Genomic DNA, 14,543 nt, shown 5'->3' with positions numbered 1-14,543 from the left:
TCAACGAAGCAGTATCAACTGAACAAGGTGTTCGATCTGCACAGCAATGGTCACTGCAACAGCCCCCCACCAAGCCTTGGACCGACGCAGTGTTCTCCATGATCCTCTCGGATCCTCGATCACGACCACCGCGGTCAGCGCAGCGATTGGCAGCAGCAAAGGCATTGTGGGTAGGTGATACTTCGCCAAGGCAAATGCAGCCAAATACGGCAGCATGATGGCAACTACACAGCCGAGTAGGAACCGCCAAGACCACCGCTGATGGGCGGCAACGAGGAACGGAGCGGAGATCGCAAAGAAGATCACGATCAGGTAGCCCCCTCCCTCCATTGCCAATAGGGGCAAGAAGGCCATGTTCGACAATCCGTAGTGGTTCTGGATGACACGTGAAGCAGTGTAATCCATTCCCCAAAATCCACGCAACCGATTACTGATGCGGTACAGAGTGCGCACCGGATGCGACGTCATATAGTCAACAGCAGCATCTCGCATCGCCATACGTTGCTCGTACGTTGCCGCATAAGGACTCTCATGCGGTAGGATCGCCGACATGTAGGCGCGTGCTTCAGGTGATACTTGATCGAATCCACGTTGACCGAAGTGTCCGGTCTTGTAATCGGGTGTATAGGGCGTGTTGCCCAAGAAGAGATTCCATTCGTTGTTCGTGGAGATCGACCAGCCTTGACCCATCTTGTTGTTGTGCGCCATGAATGGAAAGGCCGAAAGACCGAGGATGAGCACAACAAGTGCCGTAGACCCTGCGAGCATAGACGTTCTGACCTTCTGCCGTCTCCATAGCACAATGCCGCCGAGACCGAACACAGCCAGGACTGCGAGTGATGCCGGACGCGTCAGCATGGCGGCCGCAATACACACCGCAACACCTATCCATCGCTTCCACGACCATTGTTCAGCGTTTTGGATGGCCAGTCCGATCGCCAGAGTGAGGAGTATGGAGGTAAGGGGCTGAGAAGAAAGCTGTGTTGCCGACATCACAGAGTGTGGGTAAAGCGCGAGGACAATTGCCGCAAAGAAGGTTGCCCTTCCCCATCCCATCAGCACGTAGCATAACCAGACCCCGGAAATGAGAAATCCGGATGATAGGATCACGCCCAAAAGATGGTCAGAGAACGTGGACTGCCCGATCACGGCATAGACAGGTGCTGCGAACAGTGCCGTGCCCGGCGGGAAGTAGTAATAGCCAATGGATCCGTCAAGCATCTGGACGGCCTGGGTAGAATAGGATGGACCATCTTCCGCCTGTGGCATCGACCCCATTACTCCAAAAGAAACAATGGCCCTGAGAACGATGCCAAGGGTCGCAACCGTGGCGATCCGTTTGAACCAGAGTTGTGCAACGGGTGTTTGAGCAAGTGTCATACTGCGAATATCGCACGTACGTCGTACGTTCGTAGGCTATATCAATCCCAAGCACCCAAATGTCCGTTTTTGACCTTCAATCGAAATACCAACCCTCGGGAGACCAACCCAAGGCGATCCAGGAACTTGTGGACGGACTCCGTGAGGGGCGCCGTGATCAGGTGCTACTCGGTGTAACGGGCTCGGGAAAGACCTTTACGATGTCCAATGTGATCAAGGAGGTGGAACGTCCCACCCTTGTGATCTCCCCGAACAAGACCCTTGCAGCTCAGTTGTACGGTGAATTCAAGAGCTTCTTCCCGAATAATGCGGTAGAGTTCTTCATCTCGTACTACGACTACTATCAGCCGGAGGCCTACGTCCCCTCCACCGATGTCTTCATTGAAAAGGATTTCTCGATCAATGACGAGATCGATCGATTGCGGTTGCGTGCAACCAGCGCACTTGTGGAGGGAAGACGAGACGTGATCGTTGTGGCCTCTGTCTCGTGCATCTATGGCATCGGGGCAAAGGCCGATTTCAAAGATCAGCTCGTCCTTGTGAAAGAAGGAATGGAGCTCTCTCGACAAAAACTCCTGCACCGTCTGAGTGATATCCACTTCACACGCAACGACTTCGAATTCACACGCGGAACGTTCAGAGTGCGCGGTGATGTGATCGATATCATGCCGGCCGATGAAGATACTCGTGCTGTTCGCGTAGAGCTCTTCGGAGATGTTGTGGATCGTGTATCGTGGATCGACAAACGTGATGGAAAGGTGTTGGAACGTCCGGGAAGCATTCTGCTCTACCCTGCCCGACTCTTCGTTACCTCAAAATCAAACGTCGCACGGGCATCAGCCGAGATCAAAGAGGAACTCATCGCCCGTCTCAAGGACCTGCGCGAGTTAGGGAAGGGGCTTGAGGCTCAACGACTCGAACAGCGCACGTTGTTCGATATCGAAATGATGAAGGAAGTGGGCTACTGCTCCGGTATTGAGAACTATTCCATGCACCTCTCGGGACGTCAGCCCGGTGAGAAGCCGAACTGTCTCATCGACTATTTCCCGGAAGATTTCCTGCTCGTGCTTGACGAGAGTCACGTTACCGTTCCGCAGATCCGTGCGATGTACAACGGCGATCGAGCACGGAAGATGACGCTTGTGGAACACGGCTTCCGGCTGCCAAGTGCGTTGGAGAATCGCCCCCTGAAATTTGATGAGTTCAACAAGCACATCAGTCAGGTAGTGTATGTAAGCGCAACACCCGGTGACTATGAACTGGAACAGTCCATGGGTGTTGTGGTTGAGCAGGTCATTAGGCCAACGGGGCTCCTTGATCCAAAGATCGAGATACGTCCGGTGAAGAATCAGATCGATGACCTGATCAATGAGATCCGTGATCGTGTTGAGCGGAAGGATCGTGTGTTGGTAACAACACTAACGAAGCGTATGGCAGAGGATCTCACTGACTACCTCCATAACCTTGGTATCCGTGTCTCCTACATCCATAGTGATGTGGATTCATTGGAGCGTGTGGAGATCATTCGAAATCTGCGACTTGGTAGGAGTGACGTGTTGGTTGGCGTGAACCTTCTGCGTGAAGGACTCGACATGCCCGAGGTCTCTCTCGTGGCCATCCTCGATGCCGATCGTGAAGGCTTCCTCAGAAGCGAGAGATCACTCATGCAGACGGCAGGACGCACCGCGCGGAATGTTGACGGACTTGTGATCTTCTATGCGGATAAGATCACGAAATCGATGAAGGCCGTGATGGATGAGACCAACCGCAGACGCACCCTTCAAGAGGCGTACAACACAGAGAACGGAATCGAACCACGCACCGTGTACAAGTCGCTCGAGGAGATCCTTGAGTCCACGTCGGTGGCAGACATGCAATCGTCGAAGATGCAGCGCTCGGCTGATACGGAACGTGCTCGACAGAAACGTGCAGCCGAACCGATCGCCAAGTATCTGACCCTGGAGCAGCGCAAGGAGATGATCGATCAGATGTTCGTGGAGATGAAGAACGCTGCTCGGGACCTTGACTTTGAGCGTGCTGCTGAGCTTCGTGATGATATCAATCGACTGCAGTCCTTGGATTCGTAACGCGGTCGATGACCCTTCTGCCAAGCGCAATCAGTCTGTCCGTTGCAGCAGACCAACTGTAGCGCTTGCTCACGAAATCAAATCCTGAAACAACCAGCCGTTGCGACAATTCAGGCTCGTTGAGTACTCGCACGCAGGCATCGGCAAACTCGCCTGCCGTATCATAGATCAGAACTTCCTTATCGTGGACAACACCAACACCTTCACAACCGATCGGTGTGGTAACGATGGGGCTCCGTGCTGCAAGTGCTTCTAAGATCTTGATGCGTATGCCACTGCCGCTGTAAAGCGGAACTACCGTCAGCGCACGCTGCTGTCGGAATGCCAATGCATCTTCGATCTCACCATGAACGAAGATCGACGTGCCGTTATGAAACGCCAATGCTTGCGCTGTAGGATTCCGTCCGGCGATATGAAGAGTTGTTGATGGACGTTGTTCTCGAATGCGCGGGAAGACATGTTGGATGAACCACGAAGCCCCCTCAAGATTCGGCGTCCAGTCGAGACTGCCGAGCATGCAGATGGCATCACGATCCACTGCGCCCGTATATCGTTCCGGGAGGTGCACACCGGGTTGAACGGTTTCAACGAGGGCTGTTGGATGATACGACCTGAACTCAGTGGCATCGTCATCCGACACCGTAGCGATGGCATCGACAGCCGTGCCGATGTAGGACTCATACGTATGCGTGTGTTGCGCTGTACGGGATCGGTACCATCGTTCCAAACGCGAGCGTGACCGTTCTTTCGACAACCGAGACTGAATGATGTGTTCAACATTGTGAGCCCGCATGAGGATCGGCGTCGGATGGGGACCGTGCAAGTGAGGGCGGATCGCTATCCCATAACAGGCGGTGAATAGACTCTCGCAGAGAACAAGATCATACGGTCCATTCTGCATAGCATGTGTCCGGAAGGACTCAAGCGCTAGTTCGTCTGCGAAGCGCGATACCCAATACGACGTGCCGGCATCGATCCCAAATCCATCGGGGAGTCGGCTTCTGAATAAACCCCGAATGAGGCCAAGAGCAGAGATCGTGGTATCAACGTCAACGGTGTGAATGGAAGTGCAGATCTGTGCAAGGACAGCTGGGTCCTGTCGATGTTTCTTGGTGTTCAACGCCAATACATCAACATGGTGTCCGGCAAGGTGCAACTGCCGAAGCGTCTCTAGGATCACGATCGCACCGCCGTCGCGAGCGGGATACGGAATTCGAGGCAGGATCGAGAGGATCTTCATTCCTTACTACCATGACCGATGATCGACATGATATCGCTTGCCACTCTGTCCCAAGAGTAGTACTCGGAAACTGATCGAGCTTCATTGTGACAGGTACGGGCAATGGTTTCACTTTCGACCACGTCCACTATCATTTGGGCGAGTGCTTCTACATCATCCGTATCGATCATCATGCCATTGTGTCCATGTGTGATCATCTCCGGCATGGCGAATGATCTTCTGCCGATAACGGGTGTACCTGCTGCCAGCGACTCAATGAAGACGATGCCGAAGGCTTCGAATCGAGACGGCATGACCATCACATCGGCTGTTCGCATATGCTCGCGCAACGCAAGGAACGGTTCATCACCAACGAATTCTACGCGTTCAGGAATGGCACCCGTCACCGGCCATTTCTTAGGACCGGCAACGATGAGACGCAACGGTCGAGCAGAGATCTGCTTCGCACGTTCAAAGGCTGCGAGAACTAGATCGCCCCCTTTTCGATGGAACTCTCGTCCCACAAAGAGGATGGTGCGTTCGTCACGAGCTCGCTTCTGATGAAGGTGTTCTTCAGTTGGGAGAACCACAGGAACATTGATGCCGGCATGAATGGCGTGAACATTGGAGGCTGGGACAAGTCCTGAGCGAACAAGAAAGTCGGCATTCCACTGGCTCATTGTAAAGACGCCGGCACAAGACGCGTACGTGCGAGCCTGCATTTCCGCTCGGTGTTGGAGATCGGAAAGAGCAACCCCAGACCATCCGTGGGGCATCTCCCCTGTTTCGTGATACATCTCAAGACCATGACCGTAACAATGATCTTGGTAGATGTAGAGCGGATGGACCGTGGATCCATGCTCACCGATGCTCAGGATGGCATCTGGCGGTTGAACCTTGCCCTCTGCTGCAGACAATGCTTGCTGCGCAAGCCTGGCATACCAGGGACGCATAGCCCAGGTGGACATCGTTCTGCCGTGGACTAGGCGCAAAGAACTGATTCGTCCGATGGAATCTATCAGGCGAGGCAGCTCAATCGGGACATCAAGGACCTCCACATCCGGCCTGCGTTCCAAGGCATCCCAAAGACGCATGGGTGTATGAGACCACGTCCGTTCACGGTCGCCGTCCCTATTCCAGGCGCAAGCAAAGCCAAGGTGTAAGGGGCTCATACACCGCAAGATACGGCGATGCCGCGCCTCAACTCGTATCTTCGTGGGTATGGATCATCGCCAGCACTTCTACGCCCAGTACACTTCCGTCCAATCACGATTCTCATCGCTTGATGACGTTCACCGTCGGGTAATGGCCGAACACGTCGGCCTTGAACGCACCGTGCGCCCGTTTCTGCCCGCTGACCGGTCCTCGCGGATGCTCGACCTTGGCTGTGGCTACGGCGCCTACCTTCTTTACCTCAGAAACCTCGGTTTTGAGAACATGCGGGGCATCGACCTTAGCCTGGAGCAGGTTGAGCTTGCTCGGACGTTAGGACTGAGTTGTGTGGAGGTTGACGATCTTTTTTCGGCACTTGAACACGAACACGACCTCGGTTGCGTTTCCATGTTCGATGTTATCGAACACCTTACGCGAACGGAGGCGATCGAAGCACTTTCGAAGATCCATGACAGGCTCGCCCCGGGTGGAACTCTAATCTTGCGAACACCGAATATCGATGCTAAGCACGGGACGGTCTTGTCGTTCGGGGATCTCACACACGAAATGCACCTGAATAAGTCCTCGGTCTTGGAGTTGTTTGCGTCTCTTCCGTTCACGTCCGTTGACATCTATCCGGTACATCCTGTTGGAGGGGGCTTACCGGCCTCGATCCTTCGAGCCGTAGCCGGACCTCTTATGGTTCTTGCCGAGCGTTGCTCGTATTTGGTGCAAGGGATCAGCTGGTCATCTTCCATCAAAACGCCGAACATGCTCATCGTTGCACGTCGCTAGCCCCATGCCTCGTAGTTTTGCCCCGAACATTCTCGTATGGAACTCATGACGGAATCTTTTCCGACCGCAGATATCATCCGCTATCTGTTTCGATTTAAATGGCTGGTCCTTGGACTGTCGCTCGTGGCGACCATTGGGGCCTATATCTACGCTCGAACGTTGCCGGAGTACTACAAGGCAACGATCAACTGCGTGCCTCCCTCACCGGATGCCGGTGGTCTCGGCGGTGCACTCGGCGGCATCTCGTCCACGCTGAAGGACATCGGTCTTTCGAAACTGAGCGGGAAATCCGGCGAGAGCTATGAGTTCATAGCCATTCTGTTCACCCGCACCATCCGCGATTCGATGATCACGCGCTACAACCTGATCAAAGAATACGAGATGGAAGGCGAACCGATGAACGATGTTCGCTCAACGTTGGAAGAAAATCTCGAGGTAAATTTCCACGCTGAAGGCAATTACGAGATTTCGATCTGGGATCAAGACCCGAAACAAGCTGTTGACATGTGCAATGCCTTTGTTGGGTATGCAAACGAGATCACCAACCGTATCCATCGACAAGAAGCCGAGAAATCGGCGTTCTACATGGAACAGCGCCTCGTGATGATGGATTCCGTCCTCAATGCCCTTACGGATTCCCTCGGACGCTACTCTCGCGAATACAGACTCTTCTCGCCGCTCGATCAAGCCACTGCCTCTGCCTCAGCCCTTGCAGAATCGAAGGCAGAACTTCTGAAGCAAGAGACCATCCTTGGAATGCTCGAACAGAACTATGGGGCCAATGACCCTCAGGTCCGGAATTCAAAGGAACTTGTACGTCAGCTCCGCGACCAATATGAGCGCGCACAGACCCAGCCGGGATTCGCCGGGAATTTCGCGTTGACCGATGCTGCCGGTGTCGGGGCATCGTACCTTCGGATCTATGCCGACTTTGAAGCACACACAAAACTCAAAGCCTTCTTGTTGCCATCCTTGGAACAAGCAAAGCTTGATATGAACAAGACAGCCCCTTCCCTTCTCGTGGTTGATACGCCGGTTGTTCCGGAGAAGCGAGACAGACCCAAGAGAGTCTTCATTGCCGCCGGTGCTGGCCTCGGAGTTGGGATCTTCACCTTGCTCGTGCTGCTTCTTATGCGGGGTTGGAAGTCGATGATGGGCAAACCAACCGAATTGTCGTGAACATCCTTGCAGATTGGCCATGGCTGCCCCCAGCGATCGCTTGTGGCGTCAGTCTCGTTTTCCTGATGATCCGCTACCCAAAAGTGTGGCTCGGGATGTTCCTTGTTGCCTTGCCGTATTTTTTGACGGATACAGGGAAGGGGCTCTCTGTTACGGAAGTTGTTGCGGGCGGACTCTTCACGTCCACGATCTTAATGTGGATGTTCTGGCGAATCGTTGTTGACCCGCGCCCCCTCGTGAAGGGGTGGACAGATTTCCTTCTCCTGTTCTTCATCGTGGCTGCCTTTGCCAACATCATCATCGCCAAACTCAACTACGTTGGCTTGATGGGATGGGCTGTTGATTGGTCGTACTTCCTGCTGATGCTGTACTACTTCCCCTTCCGTGAGGAGTTCGGTCAGAACAAGCGTACGTTCAATCAATTCCTTGTGCTCTCCGGGATCTCCTCAACGTTGATGGCGCTGTATAGCACCTACAACTTCAAACAGCGGATGGCGGAGAACATGGTCTATGCCTATCAGATCATGTCATCAAGATCGGCCGTCCTCGGACCGATCTTCCTGCTATCCATTTGTATCACTGTTGTTGTGATCCTCTTTGCTACCAGGAATTCCACCCGTCTGATCGCCGTCGGCGTGACCTTGGTGAACCTTGTTGCGCTGGGTTTGACCTTTACGCGCACGCTCTGGGTGATGGTCTTCTTCTGCATCTTCCTCGCCATGGTCTTCATGCGGTACCGACAAAACATGCGGCTCTTGATCGGTAGCACAGCGATCTTAAGCGTGCTGTTCCTGACCATGTACATCGTCTATCCAAAGATCACGGTCATCACCGCCAAGTATATTCAAGTCCGATTTGCCTCGTCCACCCAGATCACCGGCGGCGACCTGTCCTTTGAGACCCGCATTCTTGAGGCGAACAATGCCTGGAGGAAGGTGAAGGAGGCTCCTTTAGGGGGCAATGGGCTTCGTGCCCGTTTCGTTACCTGGGCGCCTATCGAGCAATGGCATAACTCCACGGCCTTTATACATATCGGATACATCGGGATCATCCACAAACTCGGCTTTCCAACAGCCTTCATCATCTTCTCTGTCCTCATTGGATTTGCCTTACGGGCTTTTCGAAATGCATGGGAAGCCAGAACTAGTGCGGCAGCTCCGCTCGTGCGCGCCCTGGCCATTGGCACCTTTGCCTTCATCCCGGCGGTCTTTGTGAATATCTTCATGGCTGGGATCTTCGACCAGCGATATGGAAACGTTATGTTTGCGTTCATCTTTGCGTCCGTAGCGATATCGGAGGAATTTCTCCGTCGGGCGCGAATTGAACCCTCCACCGACCAGCACCAATGAGCCTACTTCCGAGCGATGGCACCTTCGGGTCTGCCCAACGCCAACGCATTTTCCGGATCGTGATCCTTGCGATCAGCGTGATCTATATCGGCCGGCTCGCCTGGCTTCAGATCATTCAAGGGAATGTCTACAAGCTCAAGGCTGAAGCCCAGGCCATCAAACAGATCTCTACGGAACCGTTTCGCGGAATGGTGTACGACCGAAATGGTAGAGCCATCGTCCAGAATGCTCCGGGATTCTCGATCACCGTAACGCCGTATGAGTTCACGGACAGTGCGTGCTCTCGTTTGTCCCGCATTCTCGGGACCGATGTTGCAACGATCTGGGCCGATGTGCGCAAGTCTGCGGCCTACAACAAGTTTGCACCTGCAAAGATCTCTTCCGGTCGGGACGTGGACTTTGAAGTCATCGCTGCGATCGAAGAACAACGCGATTCGTTACCGGGTGTTGATCTGATCGTTGATCCGAAACGACTCTATGCGTTTGATGGCAATGCTTCGCACCTTCTCGGCTACGTTCGCGAAGTGAGTGAGCGTGAACTCGCTACCCTGGGTGATGCTTATGCCCCGGGCGACATCACGGGGAAGGCCGGTATCGAAATGTCGTATGAAGCTAATGTACGCGGACAAAAGGGACTCCAATTCGTTGCCGTGAACAAGAACGGGCAGCGTGTTGCCAGCTTCAACGATGGGAAAAGTGACCTTCCCGGTCTTGAAGGTGATGACCTCTATCTGGGGATCGACACCGATGTGCAAGAACTCGCGGAGAAACTCCTCGGTAATGCTCGTGGCGCCGTTGTTGCCATCGATCCGCGGAACGGTGAGATCATTGCCCTTGCAAGTAAGCCGGATTTCAACCTTCGCAACTTCACTGGCAAGACATCGCAGAAGTATTTCAACCAGGTCTTTCGTGATCCGGAACAACCGTTCTTTAGCCGCGTGACACAGCCGGTCTATGCTCCAGGATCCACGTGGAAGCCGGTCATGGCACTCATGGGACTTCAAGAAGGTGTGATCACTCCAACCACTCGCCTGGTGTGCGCCGGTGGATATCGATATGGAAACCGTTTCGCATTGTGCCATGGCGGTGTGCACGGACTCATCGATGTATCGTATGCACTCAAGGTTTCTTGTAACTCGTTCTTCTATCAGGTTGGGTTGAAGATGGGAGTAGAGAAGTTCCACTACTATGCAGCTCTCTTCGGTTTCGGACAAAAGACCAGGATCGATCTCACGGAAGAAGGGCCCGGGATCCTTCCCTCTCGAGCATTTATGGACAGACGCTGGGGCAAGGGAAACTGGACGGACTATGCTCTGATGAACTGGGGTATAGGTCAGGGCGAAGTGCAGGTTACGCCCCTTCAACTCTGTGCCTATACAGCTGCGATCGCCAACGACGGTGTATGGTGTCAGCCCCACGCCGTGCGTGAGATCTACAGTAAAAAACTGAAAAAGAAGTACAGCACATCATATGAATCTCGAAAGATCCCGATCGAACAGAAGTGGTTCGATCTAGTACAGGACGCCCTCTCCGGCGTTATCGAAGAAGGTACAGGCAGATCATTGAAATCGCTGAATCTCAGCATTTGCGGTAAGACAGGTACAGCACAAGCATCTCGGGGAAAACCTGACCAGTCGTGGTTTATGTGCTTCGCACCAAAGGATAACCCACGCATTGCCCTGGTCGTTACCGGCGAAGGCAAGGGTTTTGGTGCGTCCTTCGCTGTACCGATCGCCGGCAAACTTCTCGATCTCTTTTTCAATCGGACGTGGCCAGCCGATGTGCCTCGAGATTCAACGTGGCTGAAGCAACCGGGATCTACGCCCACGAAGATCGCCGAGCAGGATACTCTGCCGCAGCAACGTGGTCCATTCGCTCGCCCGTACAAAGAACGTCCGGTGGCTCCGGTTCCTCGGCCCACCGTACCCGTTGCATCAGCAGCCGTACATCGATGACGTTGGTGCGTATCACGCTCATCATGCTGACGGCCGTTGTTGCTACGTCATGCGGTGATGCTCCAACGAAAACCACCACTCTTCAGTTCTGGCATTTTTGGTCGGAACCCAGCCAACGGTCGGTCTTGGATTCTCTCGTCCGCATCTTCGAACAAGAACACCCAACCATCCACGTAGAACTCACTGAGCTGAGTTGGGCTGACGGTAGATCCAAACTTCAACTTGCCTTCAATGCCGGCACGCAGCCCGACGTGGTCCACCTCGGCATGGACTGGCACGCTGAGTTCTCTCGAGCAGGCGTCTTTGCAGATACTGCTGCCATCCCCTGGCTTGTGAATGCCCGTGCGCGCGTGGTGAATGATCGAGCCACGCATTTCACCATTGGACTCTGTGCTACCGATGCACACAATGTTCTCAAACGCATGCTCCCCTACGTCTGGTCGGCGGGAGCGGATCGATTCTACACATCACTTCCGGTATCATCTACATTCGACTCCGCACTCGTCAATGCGCTCTGGACCATTCGCTCGTATGTCGATAAGGGGGCTCTCCTTGAACGAGCCCGTCAACTTGACGATAGACTGCTCAACGACGAACTTCGCGAAACGTATACCGGTGCATGGATCATCGATATGGCCCGAAGGCGCAACATCACGCATCTGCGGGTTGCGGCCACTCCATCCATTCTCAATGGCGATGTACTTGCGATCTCTCGTTCATCATCGCACATCGATGCAGCCCGCATCTTCACCGCCTGGCTCACATCCTATCAACAAGCACGCGCCTTTGCTGTGGCCATCAGTGATGCGGGATTCCCGGCGGATCTCACAACCGCAGCTACAGACAGCATCTTTCAACGTGATGATCTCCAGCGTGGGTTTCTCAACGTGGCACGAATGGCTCGCCCCCTACCTGAATCAACAAAGACATTACGTGTGGAACCAATTGTTGAAGACATGATCGTGCGATGCTACGGGGCTACTTCAAAGGACGAGGTCCAACAAATCGTAGAGAAAGCGCGTTTGGCAGTTATAGAACTCGAGCGTTAGGCTTCGAGAATGCGTTTGGTAGCAGCCTGTCGATAGGCGAACATCGACGTGATCTGTCGCCGAATGAAAAGCACATTTGCTATCTGTCCGAGGAATCCAAACGGGGTTTCATAGTCAACGATATCGGTGAGTTCAGTTCTTCCATTCACCTCGCGCAACGAGCGTATTTGCCGCCATGAACGGAAAGGCCCTTTGATCTGGATGTCTGTCATGAGTATAGGGGGCTGGTACTGCGTAACCCGTACATGCCATCGCATAGTAAAGAGTCCGAACTGACGGACCTTGAGGATCACTTCATAGCCTAGACCAGGCTCTCCCAGTGTCTCAAATGAAACCTTGATACCCGGAGGCGTGATCTTGAGCAGGTTTGTTGTGTCATCGTGAAAATGAAAGACCTTTTCGATCGGCGCATCGATCAAGATCGAGCTCGTAATGTGTTCCATTTGCGTGCCATGCGAAGCATGGATTCTTCAGTGGTGTATTCGTCGAGTTCATCCACGGATACCCAGGCAAGGTCGTGAGATTCTTCTCCCACTACGTGGTCTGTGTGCGCGGCATATACTACGTAACGCACATCATAGTGAAAGTGTTCCGGATCTTCTCCGCGTGCGGGGATCATGTGCACATCAAGATCGAAGATCTCGGTATCCGGTAGCGAAAGGTCATCGATGCCCGACTCTTCCTTTGCTTCCGTGAGGGCAACGCGCACAACGTTCCAATCGCCGTCTGCATGGCCCCCTAACTGAAGCCATCTGTTCAGTTTTCGGTGATGCGTAAGGAGCGTATGTGTTCCGTCCATATCTACAACCCAGGCAGAGCCCGTGATGTGTCCCTCAATGGTACTCCGGTCAAAACACCCGGGCTCACGTTGGACAAAGTCCCGGAATCGGGCAATGACAGCCCCTTCCTCAGGATGTTGTTGTTCATAGCGGTCGAAGGCGGCGAGGAGTTCTCTCCTGCCGACATCGATCTCCGTATCTTCATGCATGGCAAGATTCCAGTTTACGATCGAATACGAAGGTACGCGCTATTCCGGCTGGCAGGTACAGAAGAATGCGCGTACAGTTCAGGGCGAGCTCATCGGAGCCATTGCAAACGCACTCGGGAACCGAGATTTCGAGTTCATGGGATCGGGCAGAACCGATTCCGGAGTGCACGCACTCTATCAGGTAGCCCACCTAGAGGCGCCAACGATGCTGGCACCGCACATTCTGAAGATGAAGATCAACGATGTGCTTCCGGCCGACATCAATGTGATGGACCTGGTAAAGACCCAGCCGAAGTTTCATGCAAGGCATCATGCGATCTCTCGTGCCTACATCTACCAGATCTGTCGACGCAGAACAGCCTTTGGCAAACGTTACGTATGGTGGGTAAAAGACCAGTTGAACGTGCGAGCTATGCAGCAGGCCTGCAGCGTGTTCGAGGGCTTCCATGACTTCCGATCGTTCACCCAGGACGATCCTGAAGAGAAGTCCACTACCGTTGAACTCCAGGAGTGCTCCCTGCATGAATTCGGACCGATGGTCATCATCCGGATACGTGGCTCACACTTCCTTTGGCGTATGGTACGTCAGATGGTGGGTATGATCGTTGAGACAGGTCGCGGGACGATCGATCCGGCAAGCCTGCGAGAACTTTTATACAAGCCATCAACGTTTCCTGCTACAAAGACCGCTCCTCCATCCGGTCTGTACCTGCAACATGTGCAGTACGACCCTAAGGAGAAGGTCCCGGATGTTCAACCAACGATATGGATCCCATGAGATCAACAATGATGCTGGCCCTCGTGAGCATGGTCATCCTGGCCTGCGCACCGGTACAGCAGGAACAAAGGTCAACCTCCACGGTAAAGATCTACTCCACAGCTACAAAGAAAGTAACGGTCATGGACAAGGTCATCAAGACTGACGAAGAGTGGCAGAAAGAACTCTCTGCAGATGAATTCCGCATTGCTCGCAAGAAGGGCACGGAGAGGGCATTTACCGGTGCCTATTGGGACAATCATGAAAAGGGGCTTTACCTCTGCCGTTGTTGCGGTACGGAACTCTTTCCGAGTGAGTCCAAATATGAGTCGGGTACCGGATGGCCGTCGTTCTTCGACCCTGTTGCAAAGGAGAACGTAGAACTCGTTGCCGACAACTCACTCATGGAGTCACGCACAGAAGTAACGTGTTCACGTTGCGGCGCGCACCTTGGTCACGTCTTCGATGATGGTCCAAAACCAACGGGGTTGCGTTATTGCTTGAATAGTGCTTCGTTGCGGTTTGAGAAGAATAGCGAATAGCGAATAGCGAACAGAGAACAGAGAACAGCGAACAGAGAACAGAGAACAGAGAACAGCGAACGTAAAAAGAGAGAGCCGTGGCACTTCTGAA

At 53.6% G+C, this 14,543-nt stretch carries 13 protein-coding genes; 8 read left to right on the top strand and 5 right to left on the bottom strand.

Annotated elements, in window-relative coordinates; all coding sequences use genetic code 11:
• Positions 1–1,380, bottom strand: coding sequence for a glycosyltransferase family 39 protein (locus tag IPI29_02420; protein ID MBK7411390.1), 1,380 nt, complete (start codon positions 1,378–1,380; stop codon positions 1–3).
• Between the two features lie 59 nt (positions 1,381–1,439).
• Here IPI29_02420 and uvrB point away from each other — a divergent pair, with 59 nt between their 5' ends.
• Positions 1,440–3,467 carry an excinuclease ABC subunit UvrB gene (uvrB, locus tag IPI29_02415; GenBank protein ID MBK7411389.1) on the top strand — a complete coding sequence of 676 codons (2,028 nt, stop codon included), beginning with the start codon at positions 1,440–1,442 and terminating at the stop codon, positions 3,465–3,467.
• Here the strand turns inward: uvrB and IPI29_02410 are convergent.
• Together IPI29_02410 and IPI29_02405 are read right to left on the bottom strand one after the other, a co-directional pair.
• Positions 3,439–4,707: a glycosyltransferase gene (locus IPI29_02410; protein MBK7411388.1), complete on the bottom strand. Its 1,269-nt coding sequence runs from the start codon at positions 4,705–4,707 to the stop codon at positions 3,439–3,441. The genes uvrB and IPI29_02410 overlap by 29 nt on opposite strands.
• Positions 4,704–5,858, bottom strand: coding sequence for a glycosyltransferase family 4 protein (locus IPI29_02405; protein MBK7411387.1), 1,155 nt, complete (start codon positions 5,856–5,858; stop codon positions 4,704–4,706). The genes IPI29_02410 and IPI29_02405 overlap by 4 nt, the downstream gene beginning before the upstream one ends.
• A gap of 49 nt (positions 5,859–5,907) precedes the next feature.
• On the opposite strand from IPI29_02405, the gene IPI29_02400 reads away from it, so the two are divergent.
• The 5 genes from IPI29_02400 to IPI29_02380 are packed head-to-tail and all read left to right on the top strand — an operon-like array spanning position 5,908 to position 12,165.
• A complete protein-coding gene (locus IPI29_02400) occupies positions 5,908–6,633 on the top strand; it encodes a class I SAM-dependent methyltransferase (protein ID MBK7411386.1) in 726 nt (241 codons plus the stop codon).
• Between the two features lie 45 nt (positions 6,634–6,678).
• Positions 6,679–7,812, top strand: a complete 1,134-nt coding sequence (locus IPI29_02395) for a hypothetical protein (GenBank protein MBK7411385.1) — start codon at positions 6,679–6,681, stop codon at positions 7,810–7,812.
• The gene (locus tag IPI29_02390; GenBank protein ID MBK7411384.1) at positions 7,809–9,161 is read left to right on the top strand and encodes a hypothetical protein; all 1,353 of its coding nucleotides are present in this window, start codon (positions 7,809–7,811) and stop codon (positions 9,159–9,161) included. Before IPI29_02395 ends, IPI29_02390 begins: the two co-directional genes overlap by 4 nt.
• A complete protein-coding gene (gene mrdA / locus IPI29_02385) occupies positions 9,158–11,116 on the top strand; it encodes a penicillin-binding protein 2 (GenBank protein ID MBK7411383.1) in 1,959 nt (652 codons plus the stop codon). Before IPI29_02390 ends, mrdA begins: the two co-directional genes overlap by 4 nt.
• Complete coding sequence (locus IPI29_02380; protein ID MBK7411382.1) at positions 11,113–12,165, top strand: extracellular solute-binding protein; 1,053 nt, start codon at positions 11,113–11,115, stop codon at positions 12,163–12,165. The genes mrdA and IPI29_02380 overlap by 4 nt, the downstream gene beginning before the upstream one ends.
• Here IPI29_02380 and IPI29_02375 read toward each other — a convergent pair.
• Both IPI29_02375 and IPI29_02370 read right to left on the bottom strand, forming a co-directional pair.
• A complete protein-coding gene (locus IPI29_02375) occupies positions 12,162–12,608 on the bottom strand; it encodes an SRPBCC family protein (GenBank protein MBK7411381.1) in 447 nt (148 codons plus the stop codon). The two genes, IPI29_02380 and IPI29_02375, sit on opposite strands and share 4 nt — an antisense overlap.
• Positions 12,581–13,153, bottom strand: a complete 573-nt coding sequence (locus IPI29_02370) for an NUDIX hydrolase (GenBank protein MBK7411380.1) — start codon at positions 13,151–13,153, stop codon at positions 12,581–12,583. The genes IPI29_02375 and IPI29_02370 overlap by 28 nt, the downstream gene beginning before the upstream one ends.
• Here IPI29_02370 and truA point away from each other — a divergent pair.
• The gene (gene truA, locus IPI29_02365; protein ID MBK7411379.1) at positions 13,152–13,931 is read left to right on the top strand and encodes a tRNA pseudouridine(38-40) synthase TruA; all 780 of its coding nucleotides are present in this window, start codon (positions 13,152–13,154) and stop codon (positions 13,929–13,931) included. The two genes, IPI29_02370 and truA, sit on opposite strands and share 2 nt — an antisense overlap.
• Positions 13,928–14,452, top strand: a complete 525-nt coding sequence (gene msrB / locus IPI29_02360; GenBank protein MBK7411378.1) for a peptide-methionine (R)-S-oxide reductase MsrB — start codon at positions 13,928–13,930, stop codon at positions 14,450–14,452. The genes truA and msrB overlap by 4 nt, the downstream gene beginning before the upstream one ends.
• Positions 14,453–14,543: the final 91 nt, after the last annotated feature.

The organism is Ignavibacteria bacterium, from assembly GCA_016707005.1.
In the GTDB taxonomy this organism is placed as follows: domain Bacteria; phylum Bacteroidota; class Ignavibacteria; order Kapaibacteriales; family Kapaibacteriaceae; genus UBA10438.
The sequence above is the reverse complement of the archived record's forward strand: the minus strand, read 5'-3'. Positions and strand labels throughout refer to the sequence as shown.

What these genes read in the sequence shown, in the direction of transcription:
- IPI29_02380 (MBK7411382.1), top strand. Translation starts at nt 11,113, where the DNA reads ATGACGTTGGTGCGTATCACGCTCATCATGCTGACGGCCGTTGTTGCT.
- uvrB (MBK7411389.1), top strand. Translation starts at nt 1,440, where the DNA reads ATGTCCGTTTTTGACCTTCAATCGAAATACCAACCCTCGGGAGACCAA.
- IPI29_02375 (MBK7411381.1), bottom strand. Translation starts at nt 12,608, where the DNA reads ATGGAACACATTACGAGCTCGATCTTGATCGATGCGCCGATCGAAAAG.
- IPI29_02395 (MBK7411385.1), top strand. Translation starts at nt 6,679, where the DNA reads ATGACGGAATCTTTTCCGACCGCAGATATCATCCGCTATCTGTTTCGA.
- IPI29_02405 (MBK7411387.1), bottom strand. Translation starts at nt 5,858, where the DNA reads ATGAGCCCCTTACACCTTGGCTTTGCTTGCGCCTGGAATAGGGACGGC.
- IPI29_02400 (MBK7411386.1), top strand. Translation starts at nt 5,908, where the DNA reads ATGGATCATCGCCAGCACTTCTACGCCCAGTACACTTCCGTCCAATCA.
- truA (MBK7411379.1), top strand. Translation starts at nt 13,152, where the DNA reads ATGGCAAGATTCCAGTTTACGATCGAATACGAAGGTACGCGCTATTCC.
- IPI29_02410 (MBK7411388.1), bottom strand. Translation starts at nt 4,707, where the DNA reads ATGAAGATCCTCTCGATCCTGCCTCGAATTCCGTATCCCGCTCGCGAC.
- mrdA (MBK7411383.1), top strand. Translation starts at nt 9,158, where the DNA reads ATGAGCCTACTTCCGAGCGATGGCACCTTCGGGTCTGCCCAACGCCAA.
- IPI29_02420 (MBK7411390.1), bottom strand. Translation starts at nt 1,380, where the DNA reads ATGACACTTGCTCAAACACCCGTTGCACAACTCTGGTTCAAACGGATC.
- msrB (MBK7411378.1), top strand. Translation starts at nt 13,928, where the DNA reads ATGAGATCAACAATGATGCTGGCCCTCGTGAGCATGGTCATCCTGGCC.
- IPI29_02370 (MBK7411380.1), bottom strand. Translation starts at nt 13,153, where the DNA reads ATGCATGAAGATACGGAGATCGATGTCGGCAGGAGAGAACTCCTCGCC.